This is a genomic window from Pontibacillus salicampi (assembly GCF_042434395.1).
Taxonomy (GTDB): Bacteria; Bacillota; Bacilli; order Bacillales; family BH030062; genus Pontibacillus; species Pontibacillus salicampi.
The window spans coordinates 1-18,248 of sequence record NZ_JBHLTP010000024.1 but is presented as its reverse complement, the minus strand read 5'-3'; the positions used below and the strand labels follow the sequence as shown (position 1 = coordinate 18,248).

Annotated in this window: 17 protein-coding genes and 1 other RNA gene; 14 read left to right on the top strand and 4 right to left on the bottom strand. The window is 43.0% G+C overall.

The features are described 5' to 3' along the window. Complete coding sequence (locus ACFFGV_RS20250; protein WP_377351781.1) at positions 1–1,713, top strand: GMC family oxidoreductase; 1,713 nt, start codon at positions 1–3, stop codon at positions 1,711–1,713. Positions 1,714–1,753: 40 nt separating this feature from the next. Here the strand turns inward: ACFFGV_RS20250 and queF are convergent, their stop codons facing one another. After that, on the bottom strand, positions 1,754–2,251 hold the full coding sequence (queF, locus tag ACFFGV_RS20245; RefSeq protein WP_377351779.1) for a preQ(1) synthase: 498 nt from the start codon (positions 2,249–2,251) through the stop codon (positions 1,754–1,756). A 183-nt stretch (positions 2,252–2,434) separates the two neighbouring features. On the opposite strand from queF, the gene aldA reads away from it, so the two are divergent. From aldA to ACFFGV_RS20215, 6 genes are all read left to right on the top strand, one after another. Next, positions 2,435–3,883, top strand: coding sequence for an aldehyde dehydrogenase (gene aldA, locus ACFFGV_RS20240; protein WP_377351777.1), 1,449 nt, complete (start codon positions 2,435–2,437; stop codon positions 3,881–3,883). Between the two features lie 269 nt (positions 3,884–4,152). Then, positions 4,153–5,868, top strand: coding sequence for an acetate--CoA ligase (gene acsA, locus ACFFGV_RS20235; RefSeq protein ID WP_377351775.1), 1,716 nt, complete (start codon positions 4,153–4,155; stop codon positions 5,866–5,868). Positions 5,869–6,494: 626 nt separating this feature from the next. Then, positions 6,495–6,941 (top strand): Rrf2 family transcriptional regulator, encoded by a 447-nt coding sequence (locus tag ACFFGV_RS20230; protein WP_377351773.1) that lies wholly within the window; start codon positions 6,495–6,497, stop codon positions 6,939–6,941. Positions 6,942–7,939: 998 nt separating this feature from the next. Continuing rightward, positions 7,940–9,250, top strand: a complete 1,311-nt coding sequence (locus tag ACFFGV_RS20225; RefSeq protein ID WP_377351771.1) for a lysine N(6)-hydroxylase/L-ornithine N(5)-oxygenase family protein — start codon at positions 7,940–7,942, stop codon at positions 9,248–9,250. Between the two features lie 81 nt (positions 9,251–9,331). Beyond that, positions 9,332–9,847 (top strand): type 1 glutamine amidotransferase domain-containing protein, encoded by a 516-nt coding sequence (locus ACFFGV_RS20220; RefSeq protein WP_377351769.1) that lies wholly within the window; start codon positions 9,332–9,334, stop codon positions 9,845–9,847. A 99-nt stretch (positions 9,848–9,946) separates the two neighbouring features. After that, positions 9,947–10,711 (top strand): DUF3891 family protein, encoded by a 765-nt coding sequence (locus ACFFGV_RS20215; protein WP_377351767.1) that lies wholly within the window; start codon positions 9,947–9,949, stop codon positions 10,709–10,711. Here the strand turns inward: ACFFGV_RS20215 and ACFFGV_RS20210 are convergent, their stop codons facing one another. From ACFFGV_RS20210 to ACFFGV_RS20200, 3 genes are all read right to left on the bottom strand, one after another. Then, positions 10,712–11,296 (bottom strand): DUF421 domain-containing protein, encoded by a 585-nt coding sequence (locus ACFFGV_RS20210; RefSeq protein ID WP_377351765.1) that lies wholly within the window; start codon positions 11,294–11,296, stop codon positions 10,712–10,714. It abuts the gene before it with no gap. A 110-nt stretch (positions 11,297–11,406) separates the two neighbouring features. Further along, a complete protein-coding gene (locus ACFFGV_RS20205) occupies positions 11,407–12,696 on the bottom strand; it encodes a LysM peptidoglycan-binding domain-containing protein (RefSeq protein WP_377351763.1) in 1,290 nt (429 codons plus the stop codon). A 66-nt stretch (positions 12,697–12,762) separates the two neighbouring features. Beyond that, positions 12,763–13,308 (bottom strand): cysteine hydrolase family protein, encoded by a 546-nt coding sequence (locus ACFFGV_RS20200; RefSeq protein WP_377351761.1) that lies wholly within the window; start codon positions 13,306–13,308, stop codon positions 12,763–12,765. Positions 13,309–13,378: 70 nt separating this feature from the next. On the opposite strand from ACFFGV_RS20200, the gene tadA reads away from it, so the two are divergent. From tadA to ACFFGV_RS20165, 7 genes are all read left to right on the top strand, one after another. Beyond that, a complete protein-coding gene (gene tadA, locus ACFFGV_RS20195; protein WP_377351759.1) occupies positions 13,379–13,846 on the top strand; it encodes a tRNA adenosine(34) deaminase TadA in 468 nt (155 codons plus the stop codon). A 121-nt stretch (positions 13,847–13,967) separates the two neighbouring features. Beyond that, positions 13,968–14,233: signal recognition particle sRNA large type (gene ffs, locus ACFFGV_RS20190), an RNA gene on the top strand. Between the two features lie 168 nt (positions 14,234–14,401). Then, positions 14,402–16,102 carry a DNA polymerase III subunit gamma/tau gene (gene dnaX, locus ACFFGV_RS20185; protein ID WP_377351757.1) on the top strand — a complete coding sequence of 567 codons (1,701 nt, stop codon included), beginning with the start codon at positions 14,402–14,404 and terminating at the stop codon, positions 16,100–16,102. Positions 16,103–16,117: 15 nt separating this feature from the next. Continuing rightward, positions 16,118–16,432 carry a YbaB/EbfC family nucleoid-associated protein gene (locus tag ACFFGV_RS20180; RefSeq protein WP_377351755.1) on the top strand — a complete coding sequence of 105 codons (315 nt, stop codon included), beginning with the start codon at positions 16,118–16,120 and terminating at the stop codon, positions 16,430–16,432. Between the two features lie 133 nt (positions 16,433–16,565). Further along, positions 16,566–17,162 (top strand): recombination mediator RecR, encoded by a 597-nt coding sequence (gene recR / locus ACFFGV_RS20175; RefSeq protein ID WP_377351753.1) that lies wholly within the window; start codon positions 16,566–16,568, stop codon positions 17,160–17,162. 15 nt (positions 17,163–17,177) lie between these two features. Then, positions 17,178–17,399 carry a YaaL family protein gene (locus ACFFGV_RS20170; protein WP_377351751.1) on the top strand — a complete coding sequence of 74 codons (222 nt, stop codon included), beginning with the start codon at positions 17,178–17,180 and terminating at the stop codon, positions 17,397–17,399. A gap of 79 nt (positions 17,400–17,478) precedes the next feature. After that, complete coding sequence (locus ACFFGV_RS20165; RefSeq protein WP_377351749.1) at positions 17,479–17,745, top strand: pro-sigmaK processing inhibitor BofA family protein; 267 nt, start codon at positions 17,479–17,481, stop codon at positions 17,743–17,745. The last annotated feature ends 503 nt before the right edge of the window (positions 17,746–18,248 follow it).

Here is an 18,248-nt window from a genome sequence, read left to right as displayed (position 1 = left end):
ATGGTAACAACATTGCCGAAAGTAGATGTCGTGACAGTTGGTGTCGGCTGGACGGGTGGTATTTTAGCTGCTGAACTGGCGCGGGCTGGAATGAAGGTTGTCGGATTAGAGCGAGGGAAGGACCGTTCGACAGCAGATTACTTGCATGGACATGATGAATTACGCTACGCCTTTCGTTATGAATTAATGCAGGATGTGTCGAAGGAGACGATTACGTTTCGTAATACGCGGAAGCAGCGCGCCCTTCCTATGCGTCAGTTAGGTTCGTTCTTATTAGGAGAGAATGTAGGTGGTGCGGGTGTCCATTGGAATGGGCAGACGTATCGCTTCTTTCCGTATGATTTTGAAATATATACCCAAACCGTAAACAAATACGGCAGGAAAAAAATTAAGCCAGGCTATTTTATCCAAGATTGGGGCCTGACGTATGAGGAGATAGAGCCTTATTACGATCAATTTGAAAAGACCTGTGGTATATCCGGGGAGGAGAATCCTCTCGCTGGGAAAAGAAGCAATCCTTATCCAACTCCTCCAATGAAAAGTACGAAAGCGTTAGACACGTTTTCTAGGGCAACTAAAGAGCTTGGATATAAGCCGTATCGTATTCCTTCAGCTAATTTATCAGAGCCTTATAAGAATCCGTATGGTTTGCAAATTAATGGATGTCAGTATTGTGCTTATTGTGAACGGTTTGGCTGTGAGTATGGAGCAAAGGCAGATCCTGTAGTGGCCGTTCTACCAGCTGCCCAAGAAACAGAAAGGTACACTATTCGATTCCACGCTAATGTCACCGAGGTATTGTATGACGGAGAAAGCGTAAAGGGTGTGAAATACGTCGATGTGCTGAGCAGGGAGGAATATGTGCAGCCGGCTGAAGTAGTCGCTTTAACCTCCTATGTTATGAACAATGTGAAGTTTTTGCTGATGAGTCAAATTGGGGAGGCTTATAATCCGAACACTGGAAAAGGTGTCGTCGGCCGCAGCTATTGCTATCAAATCCTCCCTGGATCGACAGGCTTCTACGAAGAGGAACAATTTAATACTTATATGGGAGCAGGTGCGCTAGGCACCTCGATTAATGATTATTATGGTGATAATTTTGACCATTCTAATGTCGATTTTCTCCATGGAGGAGTTATTTCGATGACCCAAACAGGGAAGCGTCCCATTGCAAATAATCTGGTGCCGCCTGACTCTCCGAGATGGGGGAAGGAATTCAAGAGGAATTCCCTGCGCTATTTTAATCGGACGTTGACTGTAGTCTCCCAAGGTGCTTCTCTGCCCCATCGGGAAAATTTCCTCGATTTAGATCCTACTTATAAAGATGCTTATGGATTACCACTTTTACGGATGACTTACAATTTTACAGATCAAGACAGAAAGCTTCATCAATTCATGACAAAGAAAACAGCAGAAATATCGGAGAAAATGGGGGCTTCCAAGACAGTGCCAACCCCAACACTTGGCGATTACAGCATCGTTCCCTACCAAACGACTCATAATACGGGTGGCGCCATTATGGGGAAGGACCCAGAGGATTCTGTCGTAAACAATTATCTACAGCATTGGCAGGCAGAAAATCTCTTTGTAGTGGGAGCTTCAGCCTTTGCTCATAACGGCGGTGTTAACCCTACTGATACAGTCGGAGCATTAGCATATCGGGCAGCAGAGGGAATAAAGAAATATCGTGAAAAGGGAGGGTCCCTTGTATAGCAAAAAGCGAAGGCCAGATAAGTGGCGCTTCGCTTTTCTATTATCTATTATCGATTTTTTCAGGATATAAATCGTGGTTCATCAGGCGATGGTCTGCCATTTGTTCATATTTCGTATCAGGCTTACCGTAGTTACACCACGGGTCAATGGAAATGCCGCCTCTTGGAGTGAATTTCCCCCATACTTCGATATAACGTGGATCCATTAATTCAATGAGGTCATTCATGATTACGTTCACGGCGTCCTCGTGGAAGCCTCCGTGGTTACGAAAGCTGAATAGGTATAATTTAAGGGATTTACTCTCGACCATTTTCACGTCTGGGATGTAGCTAATGTAAATGGTCGCAAAATCTGGTTGTCCCGTCTTAGGGCATAATGTCGTAAATTCTGGGCAATTGAATTTAACGAAATAATCGCGATTTGGATGCTGATTGTCGAATGTCTCTAACACGTCTGGGTCATAGTCAAAGCTATAGGATGTCCCTTGGTTTCCTAGCAATGTGACATCCTTTAAGTCTTCCTCGTTACGGCCTGCCATCTATCGTCATCCTTTCTTGTTGTACAGATACGTTCAACGCTAATATTTCATTTCATAGTATAGTCCTGCCGACATAATGTGTCAATTTACGTAAGGTGTAGCCTATTCGTACGTTTCACTATTTGTCGAATGAGGAACAGATGTAACCGTAAGCAAGAGATCCATTCAAAGGAGGAAGAACGTATGGAAACTCATAAGCTATACATTAATGGTGAATATGTAGAATCAACAGGTAATGAATATATTGATATAGTGAACCCATCTACAGAACAGGTCATTTCCCGCACTCCAAAGGGAACAGAGCAGGATGTGAACAAAGCGGTTGAGGCTGCCTTTGAAGCACAGAAGGAGTGGGAGCAGGTACCGAATATTCAACGTGGGCAAGCTGTACGCGCTATGGGAGATAAAATAGAGGAAAAAAGGGACACCTTCATACAGCTGCTTCAAGAAGAGCAAGGGAAGGATTATGAGCTGGCAAGCGGGGAGGTAGATCTAGCAATAGATTATTTCCGTTACATGTCAGAGTGGGCACGTAGAATAGAGGGCGAAATTGTGCCGAGTGATCGCCCAAATGAGAACATTTTTATTTATAAGAAGCCGATTGGGGTAGTCGCTGGTATTGTGCCATGGAACTTCCCGGTCTTTATACTAGCTAGAAAAGTTGCTACAGCACTTGTAACAGGATGCTCTATCGTATTGAAGCCAAGTCAGCAGACTCCAAATACTGCTGCAGAGTTTACGAAGATTATAGATAGTTTGGATATCCCGAACGGAGTCTATAACTTTATTACAGGTACGGGTGGTACGATAGGAAACGCACTGGCTTCTCATGAGAAGGTTCATATGGTTACCATGACAGGCAGTGTAGGTGCTGGTACGAAAGTAATGGAAGCAGCTGCGCAGAACATTACCAAGGTTAATCTAGAGCTTGGTGGTAAAGCACCTGCCATTGTAACAAAGAATGCCGATTTAGCGACGGCGGTAGAAAACATAAAACTATCTCGACTCGCCAACAATGGACAGGCATGTACGAATGCGGAGCGGGTGTATGTGCATGAAGACTTAGAAGAGGAGCTCATTAATCGACTTAAGCAGGAATTTGAAGGTCTAACAATCGATAATCCGCTGGAAAATCAGCAGGCAGATGTCGGTCCGCTTATTAGCCAAGACCGTCTCGAGGAAGTAGAACAGATGGTAGAGGAAGCAGTCCAGCAAGGAGCTAACATTGTTACAGGTGGGAAACGAGTAGAGAAGGAAAATGGTTATTTCTATCAGCCTACTATTCTATCTAGCGTTACCCATGACATGAAGGTCATTAAGGAAGAAATATTCGGCCCTGTTATCCCTATTACTACTTTTAAAACTCTGGATGAAGCTATTGAGAAAGGAAACGACACAGAGTATGGACTTTCAAGCTCTGTTTATACGGAAGATATGAATGAGGCCATGCGTATCGTCAATGAACTCAAATTTGGAGAAACATTTATCAACCGAGAAAACTTTGAAGCAGTTCAGGGCTATCACCAAGGAATGCGTAAGTCTGGACTAGGTGGTGCAGATGGTAAGCATGGGATGGAGGATTTCCTTGTTACGCAAGTAGTGTATATGGAATACAAGAAAGATAAGCAATAAACAAAAGCGGCGCTCCTGCCTATAGGAGCGCCTTTTCTTTATGTGATATATAGGGATTTGAACCGAAACTCTATACTTATCACTTTAAAAATGTATAAATCTACCTTACAATAGTAATTAACCAAATTTTTTAAATATTTTAATAAGAAAAAGGAAGCTGACAAGCTGCTACCTAAAGTCAAAGTCAGCAAGCTCCATGTGTAGAAAAATAGGAGCTTTTCTTTTCGGCAATGGTGTAATCGTTTACAAATTAGGGATGAGGTGATCAAATGAACATGCAGAAAATTGAAGTCAGAGAAGGAAATTTTAATTTACAGGACTACCAGAAAGCTTATCAACAGTTTGACTGGGAGGAAGCGAAGCAGGCATTCAGTTGGTCTGAAACAGGTAAAGTTAATATTGCGTATGAGGCTATTGATCGCCACGCAGAGAATCCGGACAAAGCTGATCAAACTGCACTATTATTCACATCTCCAGATCGAGAAGAACGAATTACATTTACGGATTTGAAGCAATCCAGTAATCAGTTTGCTAATGTGTTAAAGGATAAAGGTATTGAGAAAGGGGACCGCGTTTTCTTGTTTATGCCGCGCAGTCCTGAATTTTATGCCGCGTTTTTTGGTATTTTAAAGGTTGGTGCCATTGCTGGTCCATTGTTTGAAGCGTTTATGGAGCAAGCAGTACGCGACCGTCTGGAGGATAGTGAAGCAACGATGCTTGTGACAACTCCAGAGCTTTTAGAAAGAGTACCATATAAGGAGTTACCACAATTAAAGCAAATTGTCCTGGTAGGCGATGCGGATGTACAAGAGGAAGGCTTTATCCATTTTCATAATGAGATGACTCAAGCCTCCCAAAGCTTTGATTTGGAATGGGTAGACTTAGAGGATGGCATGCTTCTCCACTACACCTCCGGATCAACTGGTAAGCCGAAAGGGGTTTATCATGTTCATAACGCTATGCTTCAGCACTATCAGACATCTAAATGGGTGCTGGACTTACAACAGGATGATGTGTATTGGTGCACGGCAGATCCAGGCTGGGTAACAGGCACTAGCTATGGTATCTTTGGGCCCTGGCTCAATGGGGTGACGAACGTCATAGTTGGCGGTCGTTTTAGCCCGGAGAATTGGTATAAAGCATTGCAGGATTATGGAGTGACTGTTTGGTATTCCGCTCCAACCGCCTTCCGGAAGCTAATGAGTGCTGGGGAGGAAGCGGTAGAGCCGTTTGATATTTCCAAGCTGCGTCATATTGCAAGTGTTGGAGAACCGCTTAATCCAGAAGTAATCGCCTGGGGCTTAGACGCTTTTAAACTGCGTATTCATGATACGTGGTGGATGACAGAGACAGGTGCCCAGCTTATCTGTAACTATCCAGCAATGGAGATGAAGCCAGGCTCCATGGGGAAACCGTTCCCTGGTATTGTCGCTTCCATTATTGATAATGAAGGAAATGAACTGCCGCCTAACCAGATGGGGAATCTAGCTATTAAGTCTCCATGGCCTTCTATGATGCGTGCTATTTGGAACCGTCCAGAGAAATTTGAAAGCTATTTCTTGAATGGCTGGTATATTTCTGGAGACAGTGCGTACTACGATGAAGAAGGGTATTTCTGGTTCCAGGGTCGACTCGATGATGTAATTAACACATCAGGGGAACGAGTAGGACCGTTCGAAGTAGAGAGTAAGCTAATCGAACATGCTGCTGTTGCAGAAGCGGGAGTAATCGGGAAACCAGATCCAGAGCGTGGAGAAATTATTAAAGCTTTCATCACACTAAATGAAGGCTATGAGGAATCTGAAGAATTACTAGAGGATATTCGTCAGTTCGTGAAAAAAGGATTGAGCGCACATGCAGCCCCACGTGAACTAGAAGTAAAAGATAAAATCCCAAAAACGCGTAGCGGTAAAATCATGAGACGTCTCTTAAAATCCTGGGAGCTAGGCCTTCCGACTGGTGATGTTTCTACGCTAGAAGAATAAGATAATATACTAAAGCTGTTGAGTGCTGCTCAGCAGCTTTTTTTGTTAGTTCAGGTAATGATAGAGGGAAGGTGATTTGTATAGTGAATTTCGGGAGTGACATCCTCTCCTGTGTTTGGAATGTGAGGGGTCTGTATAGTGTACCAATCGTATCTGAAACCTAATTTATTGCCGCGCCTTTTTCCATTCAAACTGCAAACATTGGGTGATGTGCAGGTTTTATATGTAAACTTCGAGGTTTATGGTCTATTTTTCTCATAACAGGGTATATGATTTCTAGGTGCTCCATATGCTGTGCAGCTGCATAAACAGTAGATTAATGGATTCAGAACATGAGGTCATCCCAACAAGTCTATGCATAGATAAAAGCGAGTATAGCAGCTCGGACGACAGGATTTCGTCTGTTCGTCATTGTATTAGGAAGCTACTAAAAGGTAGCAATATTATATTTTAAAACATGTATGCGTATTACACCTTAATGATATGTAGTTTATACAGGTGCTTCAGCAACATATGTAATGAATGTGTGCCGATTTAGTTAACAATTTAAATTCGTATGCTATACTATTTTTTGTTATGATTATAAAGTATTTGTACAGGTGACGTCTTGAAGGAGCGTGAGAAAAATGCGTTTAAAAAAGTATACAGACTATGCACTGAGAGTTCTCATATACACAGGGTCATTGAACAAAGGGGAACTGGCATCCATTAAGGAAATTTCGACTGTGTTTAATATATCTCAAAACCATTTGAGTAAGATCGTCTATCAGCTTGGCAAACTAGGCATCATTGAAACAGTACGCGGTAGGAACGGAGGTATTCGTCTTCGCAAAGCGCCAGAGTCTATTAATATAGGGGAAGTTATCCGGGATATGGAGGAGGATTTTACTTTAATTGATGACTTTGATGAAAATACGAGTGAACATGTCATCATGCCATCCTACCAATTACGCAACGCATTAGATCAAGCGCTGCTTTCATTCTTTACTGAATTAGACCGATATACCTTGGAGGATTTATTAGCAGAAGAACTGGCAAAGCTGCAAGGGCAAGATCTCAATGAGATGGCATAGACGTACGTGGCCAACTTGAAGCCGCGTACGCGTACACGGTGTTTTTTTCTAAAACGGATTGTTAGCGGATTTATGTAAGAAGGATGGGGATGGATGTTCTCCTTTGAAGGAACTGATTTGGGAGGGTAACGAAAGGCTGCTGCTTGTAGAGTGCCTCGTTCATGATTAGAAATTCCGCTTACCTTCAGGAGTAGAACAAGTCTTAATGGTGGTCACTTCGGAAGACATCACTCCCTCATTTGCTTTCTATAGTTAAGTCTTCCTTTTACCGCCGTTAGTGCAGTTCGTGTCCCAAATCCTGGTTGCAGTGACGATAGCGGCATAAACATTATCAACAGAATACGCCCTTGCTAGTATAGGCAAGATGGCAGAAAGAGCAGCTTACAATGCTGCACTTCAGAGTGTCGAGAAAGTCCCGTCGGTTCTTCTATGTGTATCGAGGCGGTGTTGGCGAAACGACTCGCTTTCCATGGGCGTCCGCTGAGTCTCCTCGCTCCCTTCGGTCGCTGTAGGGTCTCATCAGTCCTTTGGTCCCATAGGAGTCTCGCCGTTTCGCCAACACCTTTCGAATAATGAGTTTGAACCTCTTCTGCTGCCATGAGCAAAAAAAGCGGACTTTGTTTGCATGGAATAGAATCAGGGACTTTTATTGTCGTTAGGTCTGTTCGCGGCGAGTTCCCATAGGAAGCTTGGCGTCTATCGCGAAAAGCGAGCTAATAAACGCACCGCTGATTATTATATTTGTAACAGAACCGCCTTCCATACTTTTTGGACAGCCTGAAGAGCAGCTTACAATGCTGCTCTTTTTTTAGTTCTTCCGTTTTGGTGGTAATGGTTCTGTCTTGCTGTTTCATGCAGGCTCCTGTCCTCCTTTGAACTAGTAACCCTTTACCCTTCAGCGCTTAACGATTAAGTAGGCGCTGATGGCGTCTATACGTTTTATTCCACCTTTCTAAAGGGAAGGATAGTAAGAGCTAATAAAGAAGGAAGTGCTTAGGATGGCGAAAGAGATATATGACTTTATCGGAATTGGAATCGGACCATTTAATTTAGGGTTAGCAGCGCTAGCAGATCAGCAGCAACAAGTGGACGGCATTTTCTTTGATCAGACGAAGGAGCTGGAATGGCATCCCGGGATGTTAATAGAAGGGACAGATTTACAGGTGCCCTTTCTTGCTGATTTAGTATCCTTCGCTGATCCGACGAATCCCTATACATTCATGAATTATTTGCATAAAACAAATCGGATGTATCCGTTCTTCTTTTTTCAAAAACTAGAGGTGCCACGCCCGGAGTATAATGATTATTTAAAATGGGTAGCCAACCACCTGGACACGCTCTATTTTGAACGCCGCGTAGTGGATGTGGAAGAAGTAGATACGAATGGAATGAACTATTATCGGGTATCTGTAGAAGATGTGCAGACAGAAGAGACGAAGGAGTATTACGCTCGTCATATTGTCATGAGTACGGGCAGTGTCCCGACTGTATTCCCTGGAACAGAAGAGCTTTCTTCTCGGGATATTGTCCATACTAGTAGATACTTATATGAAAAGCATCGTATTGTGGAATCCAACCATGTGACGGTTATTGGCTCTGGCCAGAGTGCTGCAGAAATTGTGGCGGACCTGTTAGCAGAACAGGAGAAGGATCGAGATTTTCATATTAGTTGGTTTACACGCTCAGCTGGCATTTTTCAGCTGGATACTGCCAAGCTGCCGCAGGAGTATTTTTCCCCTGATTATGTGGACTATTTTCATTCTTTAACGTATGAGCAGCGGATGAACACGCTACCTAAATTAGATAAACTCCAGAATGGGGTCGATCCCTCTACATTAAGTACTATTTATGATTGGCTGTACCATAAATCTGTAGCCGGAAAAGAAGCAAATATAACCATTCAGCCATTGACGGAGCTTAAAGCTATTAAAGAACATAGGGAGCAGTATGAGCTCACCTTGCACCAGTGGCAAGCGGATGACACGTTTACCTATCCAACAGAAAAAGTAATTCTCGCTACTGGATACAAGCCTAATATTCCAGATTGGTTCTTCCGCCGCTTCAGCAATGAGGTTATATGGGAAGGGAATGAGCATTACAGGATTGGGAAAGATTGCGCAATAGGCTTTCATGATAACCGTCATCACCGTATTTTTACCACTACCGATATTGAACATGCTCACGCAACTGGGGCGAATAATCTTGGACTTTCCGTAAACCGAAACGTGAAGATTCTTAATACGATTGCTGGAGAAAGGCTGTACCCAGAAGGGGATAATACTATTTTTCAGCAGTTTCGAATGTCCTGACTGCCGGTAGACAATGTTTAATAGAATATAGAACGGGAATGACAGTAACTGTAAATCATCAACAAAGGAGAGTTGGACACAATGAGTAAAATCGCTTGCGTTTTAACAGATCTATTTGAAGATGTAGAATATACAAAGCCTCATAAAGAATTTACCGAGGCAGGCCACGAGGTTGTTACCATTGAGAAGGAAGCCGGTAAGACAGTTGTTGGCAAGCAAGGAGAAGATAAAGTAACGATTGACCGCAGCATTGATGATGTAAAGCCGAAGGAATTTGACGCACTGTTTATTCCTGGAGGGTTCTCCCCTGATCAACTGCGCGGTGATCAGCGTTTTGTAGATTTAGCAAGACACTTCATGGATGAGAATAAGCCAGTGTTTGCTATTTGTCATGGTCCTCAATTGCTTCTTACTGCTCACCGCCTGGAGGGTAGAACGGCAACAGGCTATCATTCTATCGCTGAAGATATGAAATATGCGAAAGCAGATTTCCGTGATGAGGAAGTCGTGGTCTGTGGCGACCAGCTAGTAACTAGCCGTCAGCCAGATGACATCCCAGCCTTCATTGATAAATCACTACAATTACTTTCAAACTAGACAAATGGTAAACCCAGCTCCTTTGAGAGTTGGGTTTTACATATGTAGAGGAATTATCGGGATCAAACGAGAACTACTAAAGAGAGAGGAGGTACACGTATGATTGTTGTGAAGGAAGAGGACCGTTTGCTTTTATTTGATCAGCACTTACATGCTCTCGCATCAGGTGTGATCGGGAAAAACTGGGGAGAGGCTTCCTTGCCATTGCCTCAACAAAAGGAATCCGTTGAGTATGCTGTTGCTAATCATGATCGAGGCTGGATTCCACTTGATCAGCATCCAGTATGGAATGAGGAAAAAGGACAGCCTTTTTCGTTTATGGATTATCCGATGGAAGAGAAGGTCAAGCGATATCAGGAGGGAGTAGATGCAGTAGAGGAGAAGGATGACTACAGCGCGTTATTGTGCAGTATGCACTATTGTTCCTTCTTTCCTAACTCTCCAAGTGATACTGCCAGCAAAACGTTTCTAAAAAACGAATCAGAGCGTCAGGCTCGTTTGCGTGCGAAGCTTGATGTTGGAATTACAAACGAAGCGATAGACTATCATTTTCAAATGCTTCAGTTTTGTGATGATTTGTCTCTATACTGTTGCATGAACCAACCGGGAGTGACAAAAGATAGGGAGTTATCGTGGTTTAAAAATGGGTTTCGTCAAGCTTTTCCAGAAGCGCCAGAAGGATTAATAGCTCATTATATACAGGAGGAGAAGGTGAGTATATCCCCATTTCCGCTACAGCAGTCCGTCACACTACACATACCGTATCGTTTGGTAATGCTATCAACTATAAATGAGATAGGGTGGGAGGAAGCGTGGAAGGGAGCTCCCTCACATATTCGTACAGTATCTCTTGTACCCGCCTAGCTATTTTAAAGTAGAGGAAGGGTTGGAATCTATTTCGTTTATTTCTCGAAAGAGGTTCTCGTCCTTCTCTGAAGGTGTAGGATCTGGAACCTGCTTGACTACAGATGGGTGCAGGATACGTTTTAGATCCCTAAGCGTGAGTGGCTTTGCATCGTCTACTAATTCATAGCCTAATTGTCCGTTCGGCTCGATTGTGGCAGTTTTAATATCAGCAAAGGAAGTAATTCCCTGCTGCCGTAGAAACATTTCTAATTGATCTACAGATAAGCGCAATTTAGCCAGCTCCTTTTGATTGACGACACCATTTTCCACTACAATTCGAGCCTTGCCCGTGATAAACGCCTCGATCGCATTGAATTTCAACTGTAGTCCCTCTATTATAACCAGAACCAGGATGAATACAGATGCTGCTGTCATGGTTTTCCATAGGCTTGATTCGATGATTGGCTGGATGATGATGGAGCCGATTGATATCATAATAACGGTTTGCGCGAGAGACATTTGGGAAATGGATTTTCGGCCAGCAACTCTCAATAAGAAAACGCCAGTTAACACCATCACCACTGATTCCCAAACTACATTCATGTCACGTAACCTCCTACTTCCTTTTCCCCTATCGTTCTCCTTCTTAGCTGAAAACATGTATAGCCATGGAAAAACCCACTATCTGAGATGTGGATAGTGGGCGAGCATCATTACACCAGCTTATTCACATTGAATTGACTTTCTAACAACTCCCAGTTTTGCGGGAAGTTTAATCCAAGCTTCCAATAACTGATTCCTTTTAGCCCAAGCTCCTTCACTAGATCGAATTTGGCTTGTATGGAGCGGGCATCTTCAAACCATACCTCATGCTTCTTCCCCTTTTCATCTGTATAAGTATAAAACGGAGCTTCCGCTTCTTCGTCATATTGAATAGCTACATTATATTTTCGGGCACGCTTTATAGCTGTCTGCGGACTAATGGCTTCTGCAGGGTCTCCCCCTTTCTTATATGGCAGTGTCCAATCATAGCCATATAAGTTCTGTCCTAAGAAGATTTTATCGGCAGGCATGACACTCAAGGCGTAATTGACCACGTCCCGAACCGGTCCGATTGGAGATACTGGCATTGGCGGGCCACCACTATATCCCCATTCATAGGTCATCAGTACAACGAAATCAGCTGTCTCGCCATGGGTTTTGTAATCGTGTGCAGTGTACCAGGCTCCCTTTTGTTGAGCGCTTTTCTTTGGCGCTAATGCAGTAGACATCTGAAACCCGGCAGCCGATAATTGCTTCTTTGCCTTCTTAAGGAATCGGTTGTAGTTCTGTCTCGTTTCCTGTGGGAGAAATTCAAAATCAAAATGAACATCCGTATAGCCTTTATCTTTGGCGGTCTGGATAATGTTCTTTAGTAGGGTGTTCTGGAATTTTTCATCTGTCACTACTTTCCTGCCTAGTTCTTTGTCGAAACTTCCCCCTTTAATGTTTGTCACAACGAGCATCATGGCTACATTGTTCTCTTTAGCAATGGTGAAATAATTATTAAGGGGTGGAGGCTTTAAGGATCCGTCATTATTTATTTGGTAACTAAATGGTCCAAGGTACGTAAGGGAAGGGGCATGCTCTGTCACATACTCCTCTAAATCTTTGGATACTTCTCCTCCATAGGACTCTGCATATCCATTAAATGCAGCTTCGGTTTTAGGTTTTGGTGGAATATAGATTCGTAATCCTATTGGGAGCATTTGCTGCATCGAAATTTGGTTAATGTTCGCTAGTTCCTGAGTAGAGATATTAAATGAACCAGCGATGGAATAAAGACTGTCCCCTTGCTGAACGAAGTAGTATTGTCCGTCAATAGGGATAACGAGTGCCTGACCAACCACTAGGTTATTAGGGGCGTCCAGTTCATTTGCTCTTATTAGCTGGTCCATAGGGACACTATACTGATTGGCGATACTATATAGGCTTTCTCCGGACTGTACAACATGAATTTGCAAGACAAACCCTCCTCTCAAAAATGCCTGACTACTACAGACATATGAGGAGAAGGAGGAAAGTATGTTTTAAAACGACTGGATAGGGGTGATATCTGCTTTAAGTACGTTGTTCATCATCCTCAATGCATACGCATTATCCTGCTCGTTATTAGAGGCAATACCGTCTTCTGGAACAGAGATGGTGTATTCCCGCATGTATGCATCGTTTGCGGTAAATAGCACGCAAATATTACCAGCAATACCTGTGATAATGACATGCTCGATCTGCAGGTGTGCTAATAAAGCCTGGAGTGCTGTTTGGTGAAATCCGGAATGCTTCGGTTTAATGAGAAAATAATCATTTGCTTCTACGTCTGGCATCATTGGCTTTAATAGCTCTTCGTTGGAAGGACTGCAGCATTTGTGATAAATTCGTTGTAAATCGGCTTGCCACAGCTCATAATGGTCGTTGACGTAAATGATAGGGAAATGATGAATCCTCGCATATTGCTTCAACTGAAGGATATTTGGGAGGATGCGCTGTGTGTGCTGTTTGAGCATCTCTCCGTGAGGAAAGTTGAAATCATTTATAATATCAACGATAATAATGGCAGTGTGTTTAGGATGTAGCATGGAAGGACCTCCTTTCTTCGTTTAGTTTTTCTAAACATGTTCATTCCATTCGAAAAAGGGTTGTTGGCGTATGAATCATGAATATTACATGAGTCTTGCTATAGAAGAAGCAAAGAAAGCAGAGTCCATTGGAGAGGTTCCTATTGGGGCTGTAATCGTAAAAGAAGACAAGGTTATAGCGAGAGGGTATAATGAAAGAGAGCACACCCAAAAGGCGTCCTCTCATGCAGAGTTTATTGCTATTGAGCGTGCCAATGAAGCCGTTGGCAGCTGGCGTTTGGAGGATTGTGTCTTGTATGTAACGTTAGAGCCATGTCCCATGTGTGCCGGTGCTATATTGCAATCCCGTATTCCAACGGTTGTATTCGGAGCCTACGATCCAAAGGCTGGCTGCACAGGAACGTTGATGAATCTGCTTACGGATTCTCGTTTTAATCATCGCGCGGAGGTAATCCCTGAAGTGCTGCACGAACGCTGTTCTACGATGCTCACGAGCTTTTTCCAGCAGTTGAGGGAAAAGAAGAAACGAAACAAATAATAGTTGTAATATATTTACAGTCATTTGCCATTGCATTTTAGCGATATAATCGCTATACTAGAGTATGTCACATTAAAAAAGCAGTACAAGCTTATGTGATAACAATTTGATAACAAATTTGCCGTGCTAAGCGGGGAGGTAGCGGTGCCCTGTACTCGCAATCCGCTATAGCGAGGCCGAATCCCCGGCCAAGGTGAAGTGGTTTCAAGGTCTGCCCCAAAGGATTGGTGTTGACACCCGGGTCCCGCACAATGAGGACCCGCGAACCCTGTCAGGTCCGGAAGGAAGCAGCAGTAAGCGGTCATCCCCATGTGTTGCGGGATAGCCTGGGTCGAGCCATGAAATTGGGTAACGCTTGGGGCCATTTCATCGAAGTCGGGTGCACGGCGTACTACATAAACACAAACTCATCTATTATAAGGTGAGTTTTTTTATATGCGAATCCATTTCATAATGCATGTGCTAATATAGAAGCTATCCGTTTGCTTTTTACATTGAAAACCCTATCTTTGTTTAGGTATAATGAGGAAGAAACCAAAAAGGAGAACGAGGACAATGAGCTATCAGGCATTGTATAGAGTATGGCGTCCAAGGAATTTCACGGATGTTGTTGGACAATCACATATCACCCGTACATTACAGAATGCGATTGTTCAAGATAAATTTTCGCATGCCTATTTGTTCTCGGGTCCAAGAGGTACAGGGAAAACCAGTGCGGCCAAGATATTTGCCAAGGCTGTTAACTGCGAAAGAAGACCTGTGAAAGAACCGTGTAATGAGTGTGATGCTTGTCTCGGCATTCAGGATGGGTCGATCTCTGACGTGATTGAAATTGATGCAGCATCGAACAACGGTGTAGAGCAAATACGTGATATTCGAGACAAGGTGAAGTACGCACCAAGTGCTGTATCGTATAAAGTATATATAGTCGATGAAGTACACATGCTGTCTATTGGTGCCTTTAATGCGCTGTTAAAGACGTTGGAGGAACCGCCGCAACATGTCATCTTTATATTAGCGACAACAGAACCACACAAGATACCATTAACCATCATTTCCCGTTGTCAGCGCTTCGACTTCAAGCGAATTAATCAAAGCTCTTTAGTGGAAAGAATGCAATATATAATAGAAAGAGAAGAGCTGTCCGTGACAACCGAAGCGTTAGAAGCAGTAGCGCTAGCAGCAGAGGGTGGAATGCGTGATGCCTTAAGCCTGCTGGATCAAGCCATCTCCTACAGCGAAGAGGAAGTAACGATTGAGGATGTGCTGGCTGTGACAGGCTCTGTCTCTCAACAAAAGCTAGCAGATGTTATTCAAGCACTGCGCGACAATGAAGTCAAGCAAGCCCTTCGTTTTGTTGATGAGCTCATACAAGAAGGTAAAGACCCAGGTAGATTTATATTTGACTTGATTTATTACTTACGGGATTTACTACTGTATCAAAGTGCTCCAGGTCTTGAAGATATCCTGGAGCGGGCTATTCCCGATGATACCTTTAAAGCGTTGAGCCAGGAGTTGACTGCCGACTGGATTCAGCAGACTATTGCCACTCTGAATCAATGTCAGCAGGAAATGAAGTGGACCAACAGCCCGAAGGTGTTCATTGAAATAGCTATGCTTAACATTTGTGATATACAGGCAACGGCAGCACCCTCCAGCGTCCAAATAGAACCGGAAGCGGTGCGGGAATTAAAGAATAAAGTAGAGGAATTGGAGAAGAAGCTGACCCAACTTCAGCAAGCTCCGGCAGCTCAACCCAGTTCCTCCTCTACTGAACAGAAAAAGCCGCAACGTTCAGGGCGGCGGAATCAATACAAAATTCCATATGAACGTATCAGAAGGGTAATGGACGAAGCGTCCAAGCAGGATTTGAAGCAAATTCAGTCCCAATGGGCGAATTTTATGGATTCCTTGCGACAATCCAGCCCGCCGGCTCATGCCAGACTAATGAATAGTAAGCCGAGAGCTGCCTCTCAAAACTCAATCGTCCTTTCGTTTAAATACGAAATCCATTGTTCGCTTGCTCTAGAAAATCAACATATTATCCAACAGCTATTAGCGGAATTTATGGGCAGGGATATTACCATCATTCCAATCCCTGAAGATAAGTGGCAAGAATTACGTGAAGAGTTTGTGAAGCAGCGGCAGCAGGATGAAGAGGGGGAAAAAGGGGAGGAAGCTCCCCAGGAAGACCCTTTAATAGCGGAAGCACGTAAATTAGTAGGCGACGACCTATTAGAAATACAAGAAGATTAAAGGAGGAGTTTTATCATGAAAGGTAATATGAATAATATGATGAAGCAAATGCAGAAAATGCAAAAGAAGATGGCGAAAGCACAAGAAGAATTACATGAAATGTCATTTGAAGCTACAGCTGGCGGAGGCATGGTCAAGGTTGTGGCGAATGGAAAAAAAGAAATTACGGATGTAGAAATACAAGAGGATGTAGTAGACCCTGATGATGTGGATATGCTGCAAGATTTAATTATCGCGGCTACCAACGATGTGTTGAAGCAAATTGATGACAAGACAAACGATACGATGGGTGAATTCACGAAAGGGCTAAACATGCCTGGAATGTTTTAAATAAAACAATTGCAATGCTTCTCCCTCATGCGGAGAAGCTATGACTTATGATAAAAGGTGGCTTACAAGCGTGAATGACGATTCTTGTAAGCCACCTTGATTATAGGCTGCTTTTCTTTTAGGAGGAGACAACATGTATTACCCGGAACCAATATCCAAATTGATTGACAGTTTTACTAAACTGCCAGGGATTGGCCCGAAAACGGCGGCCCGCCTGGCGTTTTTTGTATTAGAAATGCAAGAAGATGATGTTCTTGATTTTGCGAAATCGCTAGTGAATGCTAAGCGTGAATTAACCCATTGCTCGGTGTGCGGTCATATTACCGACCAGGATCCATGTGCTATTTGTCAGGATGATCAGCGGGACAGCACCTTGATTTGTGTGGTACAGGATCCGAAAGACGTGATCGCTATGGAGAAAATGAAAGAATTCAGTGGAAAATATCATGTCCTGCATGGTGCCATATCCCCAATGGATGGAATTGGACCTGAGGATATCAACATATCCAGCCTGATAAATAGATTGAAGGATGAAGGGGTAGAGGAATTGATCGTAGCGACTAACCCAAACATTGAAGGGGAAGCAACAGCTATGTATATTTCACGCCTTGTGAAGCCTGCTGGGATTAAAGTTTCTAGAATTGCTCACGGATTACCGGTTGGAGGAGATCTAGAGTATGCCGATGAAGTAACCTTGTCCAAGGCTTTAGAAGGAAGAAGAGACTTGTAAAAGAAGGAGCCTCTTATGTTTAGGAATAAAAAAAAGAAGAAAAAACATTTCTACCATGACCAAGAGCTAATCGATCACATCTATCAATTAAAAAGAGATTGGATGTCCCTGCAGAAAATCATGGACCACAGTGTTGAAACGACTGAGACAGGTCAGAGGGATTTAGCCATTGCAAAGGCGAAATATTTCTACCTATTAAAGGAAGCTAGAGCGAGAAACATTAAAGTTCAATATTAAGCCATTAAAAAGGTATGCCCCCGTTTGTTTGTTCATATAAATGAAGTAGAAGGACAAGCAAATGAAAGGGGGTTTTTCTGTGGTCTCTATTGCAGTCATAATTGGTATTACAATCTTGATCAGCTTTTTGTTAATTGCGGGTGCACCAATGAAACCGATGCGATTTGTAGCCAACGGTGCCATTAAAGTGGTGATCGGAGTCTTATTCTTATTTTTCTTCAATGTATTTGGTGCTTCCCTAGGGCTGCATATTCCTATAAACGCTTATACAGCTATCGTATCCGGGATATTAGGGATACCAGGACTAGCTGCGCTAGTAGCGATTCAATTGTTTGTGGTTTCATAATGATAAAGCAAAGCCTGGCTGACAAATAGCCTGGCTTTTTGTTTGCTGGTCAGCACCATTCCTTAGTCATATACATAGGTTGTAGAGGTGAATTTGCGTACCATATTTAATTTTTCTCGACAAATTTCAATAAAAGTATTGCATAAGATTTCCGCACATGGTAAATTATTAATTGTCGCTTTAAGAGACGCGACACACTAAATAACACTCAGCCAAAAAGATAACAAAAAGTTATTGACGATACACGGCAGGGATGATATATTAGTATTTGTCGCTTCAAAAGACGACATCATTTCCGAGCCGAAATGAACAAGAAAAAATCATTGACGCTAACAAAAAGAAATGATAAGATAATTAAGTCGCTAATTTAAGCGGCAAAAGCTGAAACGCTTTTGATCTTTGAAAACTGAACAAAACAACTTGTAAACAACCTGTTAATTTTTTAACATTAGCCAGTAATCATGTTCACATGATGTTAGGCGAACTCTTATGGAGAGTTTGAT